This window comes from Alkalisalibacterium limincola (genome assembly GCF_008017755.1).
Classification (GTDB): domain Bacteria; phylum Pseudomonadota; class Gammaproteobacteria; order Xanthomonadales; family Xanthomonadaceae; genus Alkalisalibacterium; species Alkalisalibacterium limincola.
Window position 1 is genome coordinate 40318 of sequence record NZ_VRTS01000008.1, and the last position, 13738, is coordinate 54055.

The following is a 13738-nucleotide window of genomic DNA, read 5'->3' on the forward strand; positions in this document are numbered from 1 at the left end:
CGTGGACGCGTCGGGATCGATCCCGTCAGTCCCGCGCCTGTGGCTTGGCCAGGCCGCGTCCGGCCAGGCTGTCGATCAGGTCGATCGGCAGCGGGAAGACGATCGTGGAGCTCTTGTCGCCGGCGATCTCGGTCAGGGTGGACAGGTAGCGCAGCTGGATCGCGCGCGGGTCCTGGCCCAGTTCCTTGGCCGCCTCGACCAGCTTCTCCGCCGCCTGCTTCTCACCCTCGGCGTGGATGACCTTGGCGCGCCGCTGGCGCTCGGCCTCGGCCTGCCGCGCCATCGCCCGCACCATCGTCGCGTCGATGTCGACGTGCTTGATCTCGACGTTGGCCACCTTCACGCCCCAGGCGTCGGTCTGGCTGTCGAGGATCTCCTGGATCTGCTCGTTGAGCTTGTCGCGCTCGGACAGCATCTCGTCGAGATCGTGCTGGCCCAGCACACTGCGCAGCGTGGTCTGCGAGAGCTGGCTGGTGGCCTCGTAGAACTGCTCGACGTTGATGATCGCCTTCTCCGGGTCGACGACGCGGAAGTACACCACCGCATTGACCTTGACCGAGACGTTGTCCTTGGAGATCAGGTCCTGCGAGGGCACGTCCATGACCTTGGTGCGCAGGTCGATGCGCTCCATCGTCTGCAGGCCGGGAATGATGATGATCAGGCCCGGGCCCTTCACTTTCCAGAAGCGGCCCAGCTGGAACACCACGCCACGTTCGTACTCGCGAAGGATCCGCACGGAGCTGATGATGAGGCCGGCCAGCAACAGGCCGACGGTAAGGGCGATGGGCATGTGTCTCTCCTGGTGGTGTTGAAGGGATGGGGGTCAGGGGTCGATGGGCTCCACCTGCAGGCGCAGGCCCTCCCGGCCCACGACCCGGATCGCCTGTCCGGCAGCGACCGGTCGGGTGCTGGTCGCTTGCCAGTCCTCGCCATGCACGTGCACGCGACCGGGGCCGTCGAAGGCGCGCAAGGCACGGCCAACCTCGCCCACCAGCGCGGCATCACCGGTGGCGACCCGGCGACGCCGGCTGCGCCCGACCATGATGGCCAGGCCCACCGCGGCCATCGCGCTGCTCAGGCCGACGCCCCACACGACGCCGGTGGAAATGCCGTAGCCGGGGATCTCGCTGTCGAACAGCATCAGTGATCCGAACATCAACGCGACCACCCCGCCCAGTCCGAGGGCGCCGAAACTGGGAACGAAGGCTTCGGCGGCGATCAGCGCCACCCCCAGGGCGATCAGCGCCAGGCCGGCGTAGTTCACCGGCAGGATCTGCAATGCGTAGAGCGCGATGAGCAGCGCGATCGCACCGACCACGCCGGGCACGATCGCCCCCGGGTTGTAGCCCTCCAGCAGCAGGCCATAGAGACCGACCAGGATCAGCAGGTAGGCGACCGAGGGGTCGGTGATGACCGAGAGGATGCGGTTGCGCCAGTCCGGTGCCACGACGATGACCTGTGCGCCCTCGAGCTCGAGGGTTTCACTGCCATGCGCCATGCGCACCTCGCGCCCGTGCGCCTGGGCCAGCAGCGCGTCGAGGTCGGTGGCGATGATCTCGATGACGCCGCGCTCGAGCGCCTCGCGCGAGGTCAGCGTGGCCGCGTCGCGCACCGCCTCCTCGGCGAACACCGGGTCGCGGCCATGCCGCTCGGCCAGGCCCTTGAGGTAGGCCACGGCGTCGTTCATCGCCTTCCTCGCCGAGGTCGACTCCGAACCGTTGCCGCTGCGGCCGGAGCCGGCATCCCCGGATTCTTCCGCCGTGCCGTCGTCGGATGACCCGTCTTCGGCCGGAGCGCGCTCCGGCGAGGGCGAAGGCCGGCCGGGCCGGGCCGGGCCATCGGCCTCGCCGCCACCGATCGACACCGGCGATGCCGCACCCAGCGCAGTGGCCGGGGCCATCGCCGCGAGGTGGCTGGCATAGAGGATGTAGGTCCCGGCGCTGGCCGCGCGTGCGCCTTCGGGCGCGACGTAGGCGATCACCGGGACGGGAGATGCCAGGATCGCGCGGTTGATGTCGCGGGTGGCCGCGTCCAGGCCGCCGGGCGTGTTGATGCGCAGGATCAGGGCGGAGGCCCGGTCCGCATCGGCGCGCTCCAGGCCCCGGCGCACGTAGTCGGTGGTGGCCGGGCCGATCCCCCCGTCGACATCGATGACGAGGACGTGGCGCGCCGGTGGCGCGTCGTCGACCGCCGCCCAGGCGAGGCTTGCCATCAGCGCAAGCAAGCCCATTGCAAGAAGCCATCGGATCACGTTGTCCTACCTCGCGAATTGCTCGATGCACGGCAACCCTCCGCGACGCGGGTGGACCGCCCTGCGCTGCTAGAATGCCACGCTCCGGGCAGGGACGATGTGGACGACCGATGATTGGAAGCTTGCGGGTGGCGCATCGTCTGGCCCGGTCCTGGCTCGTCGTGGTGCTCGCGCTTCTGGGCGGGGCGGCCGTGTATGCGGGTTCGACGTCGAGCCTGGCAAGCCTCGAGCTGGAGGTGGAGGCCAGCGCCAACCCGTGGCTGCAGGTCTTCCACGATCGCAACGGCGCGTTCCGCGAACAGCGTTCGAGTTGGCATGCGCTGGACCCCGACGGCCAGCGCCGCGTCCTGGTGCGCTTCCCCGCCTCGGAGGGGCGGTGGCTGAGGTTCGACCTTTCCGCCGGCGGCACGGCGGCGCGCCTTTGCCCCATCCGGCTGCGCGTGGATCGCCAGTCGCTGGAGTTCTCCGCCGACTATGTCATCCGCCTGGAACGGCAACTGCTGTCGGCGCGCTGGGACGACGCGGGTTGCCTCGTCGTCGAGGCCGAGCCGGGCACGCCCGATCCGTTCGTCGTCCTGGAAGCCCGGCCGGACCTGGACTGGCCGTCCCGCAGCGCCGCCAGGAACATGCGCTGGCTGCAGTTCATCGGCATGGGCTTGCTGGTGCTTGCCGGCTGGCGAGCCCTGGTCGTGGCGATGCCCGCCCGGGCGCCGCTGCGCGGGACCATGGAGGGTGGGCTGTCGCGCCTGGAGGCGGCGCTGCCGTGGATCGTGCTCGGGCTGGTCCTGGTGGCCGGCAGCCAACATGCATGGCGTTCGCCACCCAATTACGCGCCGGATGAGGTCGCCCACCTCTCGAAGGTCTCGCGCATCGTTTCAGGCCACCCCTTCTCGAATGCCGAAGGCGAGAAGCTGCTGCCGGTTCGCGACATGTACGGCAGCCTGGGCCGCCTGCTGCATCACAAGGACGCGCTCGATCCGGTCGAGGTCGAACGCTTGCGTGATGCACCGCTGGCCTGCGTTCGCGAGGACATCGAACTGCCCACGAGTGCGACGCCCTATTTCCCCCACGTGTATGCGCCCACGGCGGCCACGTACGCGCTGGGCTGTGGCCTGGGCTGGAGCTTTGGCAACTTCCTCGATGCCGCGCGTGCGCTGAACCTGCTGCTGGCGGCGCTGCTGGTGTTCTGGGCGGTGCGCGTGGCCGGCCCGGCGCGCTGGCCGATCGCCGTGGTCGCGGCCCTGCCGATGACCATCGCGCAGTTCGCGTCGGTATCCGCCGATGCGCTGACGATATCCCTTTCCCTGGCCGCCGTCGGCGGGCTCCTCGGTGCCGCCGCCGGCTCCCGTCCCCTGCGCTCGATGTTTCCCTGGCTGCTGGCGCTGGCACTGGCACTGGCGCTCGCCAAGCCCGGGATACCGTGGGTCCTGGGCCTGGCCGTGCTGGCCCTGCCCCGGTGCCGGGAGCAGGGACTGAATTGCTGGAAGTGGCTTGGCTTCCTGGTCGCATTGCCTCTCGTCGTGCACGTGGCGTGGACCGTGCTGGCGACGGGCACCGCCGAAAGCATCGTCCGCGACCACGCCCAGGGCAACGCTGAATTGCTGTTGAGCCAGCCGGGCGTCTTCCTCGGACAGTGGTGGAACACGTTCTTCTCGCCCTACGTCCTGGTCCTCGTCGAGCAGGCCATCGGCCGGCTCGGCTGGCTGGACATTCCGTTGCCCGGGTGGGCCTATGTGCTGGGCATCTGGATGCTGGTGGCGACGCTGGCGCTGCGCGGCGAGGCCACGCCGCACTCGCCGGGCGAGGTGCTGATCGCGCGGGCGTGGTCGCTCGCGCTCGTCCTGGGTTCCCTGGCGATCATCGCGCTGCCCCTGTTCGTGTACTGGACGTCACCGGCGAGCCCCTACGTGGAGGGACTGCAGGGCCGCTACTTCCTGCCGACGCTGGCCCTGCTGCTCGCCGCACTGTCGCTGCGTGCGCCCGCGCCGCACCGGCTGCTGCTGGGCCTGGGCGTGCTGGCGGCGCTCGTGGTACTCAACATCGTGGCCGTGGACCAGATGCTGGAGGCCTACTACATCACCGGGAGAAGGCATTGAGCAGTTCGGCATTGACGCACCCCGACCGCAGTTCCGCACCCGTGCCCGCGGCGGCGCAGCGCATCGCGGTCGTCATTCCCTGTTTCCGCGTGGGCGGGCACGCCGCCGACGTGGTCGCTGCGATGCCCGAGTGCGTCGAGCGGATCTATGCGGTCGACGATGCCTGTCCGGATCATTCCGGGAAGACGCTGCAGGCCTCGGTGGGCGATCCCAGGCTGCGGGTGCTGTTCCACGAAACCAACCAGGGGGTCGGTGGCGCGGTGGTCACCGGCTACCGGCAGGCGCTGGCCGATGGCTTCGATATCGTGGTGAAGGTCGACGGCGACGGACAGATGGATCCGGCGTTGATCCCGATGTTCGTGGCGCCCCTGCTCTCGGGCGAGGCGGACTATGCCAAGGGGAACCGTTTCCACGACCTGGAGGCCCTGGCCCAGATGCCGCGGGTCCGGCTGTTCGGCAATGCCGTGCTTTCGTTCATGGCGAAGGTGTCCAGTGGCTACTGGGACGTCTTCGACCCGACCAACGGCTACACCGCGATCCACGCCGAGGCGCTGGCGCGCCTTCCGCTGGACAAGCTCTCGCGCCGGTATTTCTTCGAAACCGACATGCTGTTCCGCCTCGGCACCATCGGCGCGGTGGTCGAGGACGTGCCGATGCACGCGCGCTACGCGGATGAAACCAGCAACCTCCACATCCGCCGGATCCTGGTTCCCTTCCTCGCCGGGCACACGCGCAACTTCGCCAAGCGCCTGTTCTACCGCTATGTGCTGCGGGACTTCTCGATCGCCTCGGTGGAACTGTTCTTCGGGCTGGCGCTACTCGCCTTTGGACTGGTGCACGGCCTGGGTCACTGGATCGACGGGCTTCGCACCGGCATTGCGAACCCGGTGGGCACGGTGGTGGTGACGGCGCTTTCGCTGTTGATGGGCCTGCAGCTGGTGCTGGCATTCCTGTCCTGGGACATGCGCGCGGTGCCGCGCCGGCCCCTGCAGCGCTTCCGCCTGCGCAAGCAGCACCTTTCGCTGGAATGAGGAGGCACTGGCAACGGCTTTGCGAAGGCGTGGGGCGTCATCGCGGCCGCCTGCGCTTCGAGATCGTCGCCTTCCTCCTGGTCGGTGGCCTGCAGGTCGTGCTCGACACCCTGGTGTTCATCGCGCTGGGTGCGCTGGGCGTGCCGGTGTTCGCCGCGAACGTCGCCAGCCGACTCGCCGGTGCCTGCCTCGGCTTCCTGGTCAATGGCCGTGTGACCTTCGCCTCGGCCGATGGCCACGGCCTGGACCCGGGGGCCCTGCTGCGCTTCGTCATCACCTGGGCGGTGCTGACCACCCTGGGCGGGTTGTTGCTGGTGCAGGTCGACCAGGTGTTCGGCCTGACCGCCACCTGGCTGGCCAAGCCGATGGTCGAGGCCTTCCTCGCCGTGCTCGGCTTCATGTCGCTGAAGTACTTCGTGTTCGCCCGCCGCTTCAGATGATGCGCAGCGTGATCGCCTTGAGCACCGCGCGGGTGCGGTCGCGGGTGTCGAGCTTGGCGAGGATCTCCGAGACGTAGTTCTTCACCGTGCCCTCGGCGAGGAACAGGCTCGCGGCGATCTCGCGGTTGGAATAGCCGCCGGCCATCAGGCGCAGCACCGCGATCTCGCGTTCGCCGAAGGTTTCCTGCGGTGGGGCCTGGTCGCGGTAGGCGAAGCGCTCGCGCACCGGGTCGGTGCTGACCGGCTGCAGCCAGCCCGCCCCTGCGGCGGCCTGCTCGATCGCGTCGCGCAGGTCCTCGGGCGAGGCATCCTTGAGCAGGAATCCCTGGGCGCCGGCCTGCGCCGCGCGCAGCGGCGTGTCGGCGTCGTCGAAGGTGGTGAGCAGGATGACCGGCGTGTGCGAACCGCGATCGCGCAGTGCACGGGTCATCGTGATCCCGTCCATGCCGGGCATGCGCACGTCGGAGACGACGACGTCCACCGGCGTGGCATCGAGCGCGTCGAGCAGGGCCTGGCCGTCGGCGCACTCCAGCGCGATGTCCAGGCCAAGCCCGCCCAGCAGGGCGGACAGGCCGTGCCGCACCAGGGCCTGGTCGTCGACCAGGGCGATGCGCAGTGGCGTGCTCACGGCCGTGGCTCCAGCGGCATGTTCGCGCACAGGCGCACGCCACCGCGTGGGGAGCGCGACACGTCCAGCGCACCGTGGAAGGCCTCGACCCGCTCGCGCATGCCGGTCAGCCCATTGCCCTCGCGCAGGGGCCATTGCGCGTGGCCGTCGTCGTCCAGGCACAGTGCCAGCACACCCCCGACCAGCTGCAGCGACAGCCAGGCCTGGCGCGCTCCGCCGTGCCGGGCGCTGTTGGTCAGCCCTTCCTGGGCGACGCGCAGAAGCGCCTCCGCCTGGCGTGGGCCGGGCACGCGCGCGTCGTCGGCGACGTCGACGTGCACCTTCGGCTGCGGCAGGGTCTCGGCCAGCCGCGCGAACGCGGCGTGCAGGTCGATACCATCGTGGCGGCGCAATTGCTGGACCAGCGCCCGGAGGTCCTGCAGCAGCTCGTCCGACAGCAACAGCGCGGCATCGATCTCCGGTCGGTCGCGCAGCTGCGGCTCCCGCGCCAGCACGGCCAGGTTGAGCTTGAGCGCGGTGAGCTTGTGCCCGGCGACGTCGTGCAGCTCGCGCGACAGGCGCAGGCGCTCGGAGTCGCGCGCCGCCTCGCCCAGCAGCGAGCGTGTCGACAGCAGTCCGGCATTGGTCTCTCGCAACTGCGCCGCCAGCGCGTCGGCACGGGCGTACTGGCGCAGCACGACCGCGGCGAAGGCCATGAAGCTGGCAAACGAGGCGAGCTGGACCCACAGGTTGCTTCCGCCCATGCCCCAACGCAGGTGCAGCATCGCGCCCGTGGCGGCGACCAGTCCGGCAACCGCGAACGCAAGCGCGCGGTCGCCGAGCCGGGCACCAAGGCCGGCGGCGAGGATCACCATGAGGATCGGTGAGGTGGCGGCAGGGCCCAGCGCCAGCACCAGCAGCGCCGACGCGAGCATCAGCCCCAGGCCCCAGCCGCCGCGCACGCCGGGGACATCGTCGAACAGCAGTGCGTGCATGAAGCCGGCAAGGTAGGCCAGCATCGCGCCGCGCGCGGCCCAGCCCAGCGTCGGGTCCCTCGATGCAAGGTGGTTGCCCGCCTGCACGAAGACCGCGCCCCAGCCGGCGTACGCGGCCAGGGCCAGGGGCGAAACCAGATCGGAGGCGCGTCGCAGGGCAGGCATGCACGCAGGCTGGCGCAGCGCTGGCGCGGCGGCAAGCGCCTGGACGCAGAAAGTGACTTCCAGCACCCCGCGGCCGTGACCTCGCGCACCTGATCCGCCGGGCGTGCGGCGCGAGGCTGTGTGCAACCGTCACGGAGCCCACCCATGAGCAGCCAGCAGATCGTCGTGTTCCTCCACGTCACCGCAGGCGCACTGGCCCTGCTGTGCTACTGGGCCGCTGCGCTGGCCCGCAAGGGCAGCCCCTGGCATCGCGCGGCGGGGCAGGGGTTCCTGCTGGCGATGCTGGTGGTGGTCGGCACCGGGGCGCCGCTCGCCTGGTCGCTGTGGCAGGGCGGGCATCCGCGCACCGCCACCTTCCTCGCCTATCTGCTGCTGCTGGTGTCGAGCGCGATGTGGAGCGCACGCCAGGCGGTGCGGCTCAAGCACGATTTCGTGCGCTACGCCGGTCCGGCGTACCGGGCACAGGCCATGGCGGTGGCGCTGGCCGGTGGCCTGGTGGTGTGGATCGGCATGACCGGGGCCGGCGTCATCTTCGTCGTGTTCGGGCTGGTGGGCGTCGTCGGCGGCATCGGCTCGCTGCGACTGGCCTGGCGCGGTCCCAGCGACGCACGCTGGTGGCTGCGCGAGCACTACGGCGCGATGATCGGCAACGGCGTCGCCACGCACATCGCCTTCCTCGGCATCGGGCTGCGCGGGGCGTTGCCCGGCATCGATCCGATGGTCCAGCAGCTGCTGGCGTGGTTGTTGCCGGTGGCGGTGGCGGTGATGGCCGGCGTGTGGCTGGACCGCCGCTACGGCCGGCCGTCTTCTGCGTCATCGCCGCCGTTGCCGGGCCGCCGGAACTCGACCACCTGACCACGCCGCGGCGGCGTCGGTTCGGGACGGTTCCACAGCACCGGAACATCGGCAGGCCGCGGCGGCTCGAACTGGCTGGCCTCGTCGGGCGGCGCGTTGGCCAGCGCCTCCTCCTCGATCTCCCAGCTGTAGCGCTTGCGCGGCGGGGTCGGGTCCAGGCGCCGCCACAGCACGGCCGACAGCACCCCGGCCAGCGCACCGCACAGGTGGTACTCCCAGCTCACGCCCGGCTCGCGGGGCAGCACCGTCATCACCATGCCGCCATAGAGGAAGAACGCGATCATGCCCGCGGCGATGGCCGCCTTGTCGCGCTGATCAGGCCGAGGAAGAAGACGAAGAACATGAGGCCGTGGGTGATGCCGCTGGCGCCGATATGGCCGGGCGGCCCGCCGATGAACCACACGCCCAGGCCCGACAGCAGCCAGATCGTGGGAACCGCGCGCAACGAGGCCCTGGGGTAGACCGACAGTGCCAGCGTGCCGAGCAGCAGCAGTGCGCCGGCGTTCGCACTCAGGTGCTGCAGCGAACCGTGCAGCAGCGGCGCGGTAAGCACGCCCAGCAGGCCCGAGACTTCGCCGGGACGCAGGACCAGTGCCGGCAGCGGCCCCATCCAGGCCTGCAGCATGTGGATCCAGGCCAGCACCGCCACGAGGGCCGCGGATGCCAGTACCGCACGGACCAGACGCCGGCGTTCGAGGGTGCGCTGTGAGGACATGTCGTCAATGATGGGGGTGAAGGGGCGGCACGCAAGGCACGCTGCGCCGGCCGCTGTGGATCGGATACCCTTGCATCGCGCCCATGCCGTCGGCGTGGCGTGAACAGGGGCCCCGATGCAGATCGATACGTTTACCCTGACGCTCGTCGCCGGCGTGCTGACCATCGCGCTGGCCGTGGTCATGCTGCCGGCCCTGGGGACCAACCGGGCCGGGCTGCGCAGCAGCCTCGGGCTGTGGACGCTGGCGATCGCCCTGCAGGGCCTGTACTGGCCGCTGTTCTGGTACGGGCGGCAGATGCCGCCGCTGTTCGGGCTGGTGCCGCCGAACATGATGCTGACGCTTTCCTTCGCCGTGTTCGCGCTGGCGGTGCAGCGCTTCAAGCGCGCCCCCGCCCGCCACGTGTGGCTTGGTGCGATCGTGCTGTTGGCGCTGGCCGGAAACCTCTGGTTCGGCGTTGCCGAACCCAGTTATGCCGGACGCGTCGCCGTGATCGGCACCAGCCTCTCGCTGCTGATGGTCATGGCCGCCACCCCGCTGCTGGGTGCGTTCCGTCAGCCCGGCGAGATGGCCGAGCGGATCACCGCCGCGGTGTTCCTGGGCGGTGCGCTGGTGATGATGCTGCGCGTGGTCGAACTGCCCTTCATGCCCGATGCCCACGTGGGTCCGCTGCAGCAGCGTCCGACCCAGCTGCTGACACTGCTCTACGTGCCGCTGATGCCGGTGTTCATAACGATCGGCTTCCTGCTCATGCATGCGCGCCGCGCGAGCGAGGAACTGGTGCGGCTGGCCGGCACCGACGCGCTGACCGGCACCCTCAACCGTCGTGCCGCCACCGAGTTCGGCAACCGTGCGATGGCCGAGGCGCGACGCCACCGCAGGCCCCTGAGCGTGCTGCTGGTCGACATCGATCATTTCCGCGTGGTCAACGACAGCTACGGCCCACGCGCCGGCGACGCCGTGCTGCGCAGCCTGGCCCGGCACATGGCCGAACAGCTGCGCACCGAGGACGCGATCGGCCGCATCGGCGGCGAGGAGTTCGTCGCGATCCTGCCCGACACCGACATCGCCGAGGCGCGCGCCGTGGCCGAGCGCATCCGCGAGGCGGTGGGCCGGCGCCATTGCCTGTACGCGGGCGAGGAGATCCCGAGCAGCGTCTCGATCGGCGTGGCCGGTCGCGCGCAGGGCGAGGCCGACATCGAGGTGCTGCTGCAGCGGGCGGACGCGGCGATGTACGCGGCCAAGCGCGCCGGGCGTGATCGCGTCCAGGTCGCCCCGGGTCCGACCGAGGGCAGCCGATCCGGCGGTGCGGATGCCGCCGACGCTACAATGGGCGGATGAACACCCCCCCATGCAGACGTCGCCAACCCCCCCCGTTCCCACGGTCCGCCTGAAGGGCGACCGCCGCCGCGAGAGCCCCGGGTCGGCGCACCCGTGGATCTTCCAGAAGATGGTGGAGCGGCCCAACCCCAAGCCGCGTCCGGGCCAGGTCGTCGACCTGGTCGACCGCGATGGCGCCTGGTTCGGGCGCGGGTTCTACAACGGGCATTCGCGCATCGCGGTCCGGATCCTGACCAGCGATCCCGACGAGGCGATCGACCAGGCCTTCTTCCAGCGGCGCATCAGCGAGGCGGTGAAGCTGCGGCGCGAACTGCTGCGCCTGGACGAGGTGTCCAACGGCTGGCGCGTGTTCCACGCCGAGGGCGACGGCATCTCCGGCCTGGTCGTGGACCGCTACGACGACCTGCTGGTGGTGGAATTCTTCTCCGCCGGTGCGTTCCGCCATCGCGAGTGGATCTACGCCGCGCTGGAGAACGAGTTTCCCGGCTGCCGCTTCTACAGCTTCGCCGAGAGCCACGTGCAGAAGCAGGAGAGCTTCGACTTCCGCGCACCGGAGCCGCCGGAGCCGGCGCTGATTTCCGAGCATGGCGTGAAGTTCCGCGCCAGCCCCGGCAGTGGCCACAAGACCGGCTTCTTCGCCGACCAGCGCGACAACCGCGAGTTCCTCTCGCGCTTCACCCGTGGCGCGCGCGTGCTCGACCTGTGCTGCAACTCCGGTGGCTTCGCGATCTACGCCGCCGCGCGTGGCGAGGCCGCGCACGTCACCGGCATCGACCTCGACGAGGAGATCCTGGAGATCGCCGCGCAGAACGCGCGACTCAACCAGGTGCAGGTGGACTTCACCCAGGCCGACGTCTTCCCCTGGCTGCGCCAGGCCGCCGACCGCGGGGAGAGCTGGGACGTGGTGGTGCTGGATCCGGCGAAGATGACCCGCGACCGCGACCAGGTGATCCCGGCGCTGAAGAAGTACCTCGACATGAACAAGCTGGCCCTGTCGGTGGTCGCACCCGGCGGCGTGTTCGCGACGTTCTCGTGCACCGGCCTGGTCAGCGAGGACCAGTTCCTGGACATGCTGCGGCGCGCCGCGTTCTACGCCGGCCGCCAGATCCAGCTGGTGCGCGTGGCCGGGGCCGGTGGCGACCATCCGTTCATGGGCCATGCGCCGGAGAGCCGCTACCTCAAGGCCGTGTTCTGCCGGGTGCTGTGAGACCCGGCATCCCGACGCGGGTGGGTCGCCACGCGTCGTCACTGCATCTGCATATCCCGCGCCACTACACTGTGCGCTGCCCCGTTGGTGAACACACATGAGCAAACCAGACTCCGCCGTAACCCGCGAAGCCGCCGAAGAAGCCGTGCGCACGCTGCTGCGCTGGTCGGGCGACGATCCGGCCCGTGAGGGCCTGCTGGACACGCCGCGACGCGTGGTCGATGCCTACAGCGACTGGTTTTGCGGCTACCAGGTCGATCCCTCGGAGTACCTGCGCCGCACCTTCGAGGAAGTGGCCGGCTACGACGAGATGGTCGTGCTTCGCGACATCGGCTTCGAAAGCCATTGCGAGCACCACATGGCGCCGATCATCGGCGTGGCCCACGTGGGCTACCTGCCGACCAACAAGGTGGTGGGCATCAGCAAGCTCGCGCGCGTGGTCGAGGCCTATGCGCGGCGCTTCCAGGTGCAGGAGAAGATGACCGCCCAGGTCGCCGGCTGCATCCAGGAGGTGTTGCAGCCGAGGGGCGTGGGCGTGGTCATCGAGGCCAGCCACCAGTGCATGACCACCCGCGGCGTGCACAAGACCGGCGTGAGCATGGTGACCAGCCAGATGCTGGGCAGCTTCCGCGAAGACCCGTCCACGCGGGCGGAGTTCCTGCGCTTCATCGGGTCGCGTGGCTGAGCGCTCGCCGCGGCAGGCCGACCTTTCCTGCCGGCTGCGGTCGGCAGGCGACGCGGTGATCTGGTAGGTTCAGGGGATGCCCCAGACCGCGCCGACGCCGGTTCCAGGTGCTTCGCACGCACGGCTCGCCGAAGCCTTCTCCAGCGTGCGCGGGCGCAGCGTCGCACTGGTCGGACCGCTGGCCCCGGAAGACACGGTCGTGCAGTCGATGCCCGATGTCAGCCCGACCAAGTGGCACCTGGCGCACACCACCTGGTTCTTCGAGCAGTTCCTGCTGGGCTCCGATCCCGGCTACCGGCCCTGGCGCGAGGAATGGCTCTACCTGTTCAATTCCTACTACGAGTCGGTCGGGCCGATGCATGCCCGGCTCGAACGTGGGCTGCTCTCGCGTCCCACGCTGGATGAAGTCCTGGAGTACCGGCGCGCGGTCGACGAGCGCGTGTGCGAGCGGCTCGACCGCGGCATCGATGATTCCCTCGCCACGGTCCTGACCCTGGGCCTGAACCACGAGCAGCAGCACCAGGAACTGCTGCTCACCGACATCAAGCACGTGCTGTCGCGCAACCCGTTGCAGCCGGCCTACCGCGGCGACCTGGCCGTCGCCCGCCGCCCCGCGGCGGCGCAGCGTTTCGTGGCCGGGCGCGAGGGCATCGTCGCGATCGGACACGAACCGGCCGACGGCTTCGGTTTCGACTGCGAGACGCCACGCCACCGCCAGTTGTTGCAGCCACACGCGGTGGCGCGGCGGCCGGTGACCAACGCCGAATTCCGGGAATTCATCGCCGACGGCGGTTACCGCACCTCCACGCTGTGGATGAGCGAGGGCTGGTCGACGCTCAACACCAAGGGCTGGTGCGGGCCCCTGTACTGGGACGAGGCCGGCGAGACCGAGTTCACGCTGGGCGGTCGACGCGAGATCGATCCCGATGCGCCCGTCACCCACGTGAGCTTCTTCGAAGCCGACGCCTACGCGCGCTGGACCGGCCTGCGGCTGCCGACCGAAGCCGAATGGGAGTCCGCCGCGGTCGATTCGGATCCGCATGCGGGCAACTTCCAGGACGCCGATGGCCCGCTGCACCCGCAGGCGGCGTCCGAGGACGGGGCGCCCCTCCTGCAGTTGTTCGGCGATGTCTGGGAATGGACCGGCAGCCCCTACGTGAACTACCCCGGCTTCCGCACGCTGCCCGGTGCGCTCGGCGAGTACAACGGAAAGTTCATGTGCGGGCAGTACGTCCTTCGTGGCGGCTCGTGCGCCAGCCCCCGCGGGCACCTGCGCCCGACCTACCGCAATTTCTTCTATCCGGGTGACCGCTGGCAGTTCACCGGGATCCGCCTGGCCAGGGATGCCTGAG

12 protein-coding genes and 1 pseudogene are annotated in these 13738 nt (G+C 70.1%); 8 read left to right on the forward strand and 5 right to left on the reverse strand.

Translation table 11 applies throughout. The features are described from left to right. Window positions 1-25: 25 nt before the first annotated feature. Together FU658_RS11225 and FU658_RS11230 are read right to left on the reverse strand one after the other, a co-directional pair. Complete coding sequence (locus FU658_RS11225) at window positions 26-790, reverse strand: slipin family protein (protein ID WP_147892173.1); 765 nt, start codon at window positions 788-790, stop codon at window positions 26-28. A 33-nt stretch (window positions 791-823) separates the two neighbouring features. Continuing rightward, window positions 824-2251, reverse strand: a complete 1428-nt coding sequence (locus tag FU658_RS11230) for an NfeD family protein (RefSeq protein ID WP_255505563.1) — start codon at window positions 2249-2251, stop codon at window positions 824-826. A 110-nt stretch (window positions 2252-2361) separates the two neighbouring features. Here FU658_RS11230 and FU658_RS11235 point away from each other — a divergent pair, with 110 nt between their 5' ends. Genes FU658_RS11235 through FU658_RS11245 form a run of 3 tightly spaced genes read left to right on the forward strand, consistent with a single transcriptional unit; the run spans window position 2362 to window position 5818 of the window. Further along, the gene (locus FU658_RS11235; RefSeq protein WP_187266074.1) at window positions 2362-4347 is read left to right on the forward strand and encodes a DUF2142 domain-containing protein; all 1986 of its coding nucleotides are present in this window, start codon (window positions 2362-2364) and stop codon (window positions 4345-4347) included. Next, window positions 4344-5378, forward strand: a complete 1035-nt coding sequence (locus tag FU658_RS11240; protein WP_321167742.1) for a glycosyltransferase family 2 protein — start codon at window positions 4344-4346, stop codon at window positions 5376-5378. The genes FU658_RS11235 and FU658_RS11240 overlap by 4 nt, the downstream gene beginning before the upstream one ends. 29 nt (window positions 5379-5407) lie before the next feature. Then, a complete protein-coding gene (locus FU658_RS11245; RefSeq protein WP_187266075.1) occupies window positions 5408-5818 on the forward strand; it encodes a GtrA family protein in 411 nt (136 codons plus the stop codon). Here FU658_RS11245 and FU658_RS11250 read toward each other — a convergent pair. Next, the gene (locus FU658_RS11250; protein ID WP_255505564.1) at window positions 5811-6446 is read right to left on the reverse strand and encodes a response regulator; all 636 of its coding nucleotides are present in this window, start codon (window positions 6444-6446) and stop codon (window positions 5811-5813) included. The two genes, FU658_RS11245 and FU658_RS11250, sit on opposite strands and share 8 nt — an antisense overlap. Continuing rightward, window positions 6443-7585, reverse strand: coding sequence for a sensor histidine kinase (locus FU658_RS15420; protein ID WP_147892177.1), 1143 nt, complete (start codon window positions 7583-7585; stop codon window positions 6443-6445). Before FU658_RS15420 ends, FU658_RS11250 begins: the two co-directional genes overlap by 4 nt. 144 nt (window positions 7586-7729) lie before the next feature. Between FU658_RS15420 and FU658_RS11260 the strand changes: the two genes are divergently transcribed. Next, a complete protein-coding gene (locus FU658_RS11260; protein WP_147892178.1) occupies window positions 7730-8440 on the forward strand; it encodes a hypothetical protein in 711 nt (236 codons plus the stop codon). Here the strand turns inward: FU658_RS11260 and FU658_RS11265 are convergent. Next, window positions 8377-9155: pseudogene (locus tag FU658_RS11265) on the reverse strand (rhomboid family intramembrane serine protease). The gene FU658_RS11260 and the pseudogene FU658_RS11265 overlap by 64 nt on opposite strands. A gap of 115 nt (window positions 9156-9270) precedes the next feature. On the opposite strand from FU658_RS11265, the gene FU658_RS11270 reads away from it, so the two are divergent. The 4 genes from FU658_RS11270 (at window position 9271) to egtB (ending at window position 13737) form a co-directional block, all read left to right on the forward strand. Beyond that, window positions 9271-10494 (forward strand): GGDEF domain-containing protein, encoded by a 1224-nt coding sequence (locus FU658_RS11270; protein WP_147892179.1) that lies wholly within the window; start codon window positions 9271-9273, stop codon window positions 10492-10494. Between the two features lie 10 nt (window positions 10495-10504). Next, the gene (locus FU658_RS11275; protein ID WP_147892180.1) at window positions 10505-11701 is read left to right on the forward strand and encodes a class I SAM-dependent rRNA methyltransferase; all 1197 of its coding nucleotides are present in this window, start codon (window positions 10505-10507) and stop codon (window positions 11699-11701) included. A gap of 97 nt (window positions 11702-11798) precedes the next feature. Further along, on the forward strand, window positions 11799-12386 hold the full coding sequence (gene folE / locus FU658_RS11280; protein WP_147892181.1) for a GTP cyclohydrolase I FolE: 588 nt from the start codon (window positions 11799-11801) through the stop codon (window positions 12384-12386). A gap of 76 nt (window positions 12387-12462) precedes the next feature. Beyond that, on the forward strand, window positions 12463-13737 hold the full coding sequence (egtB, locus tag FU658_RS11285; RefSeq protein ID WP_147892182.1) for an ergothioneine biosynthesis protein EgtB: 1275 nt from the start codon (window positions 12463-12465) through the stop codon (window positions 13735-13737). Window position 13738 lies beyond the last annotated feature (1 nt).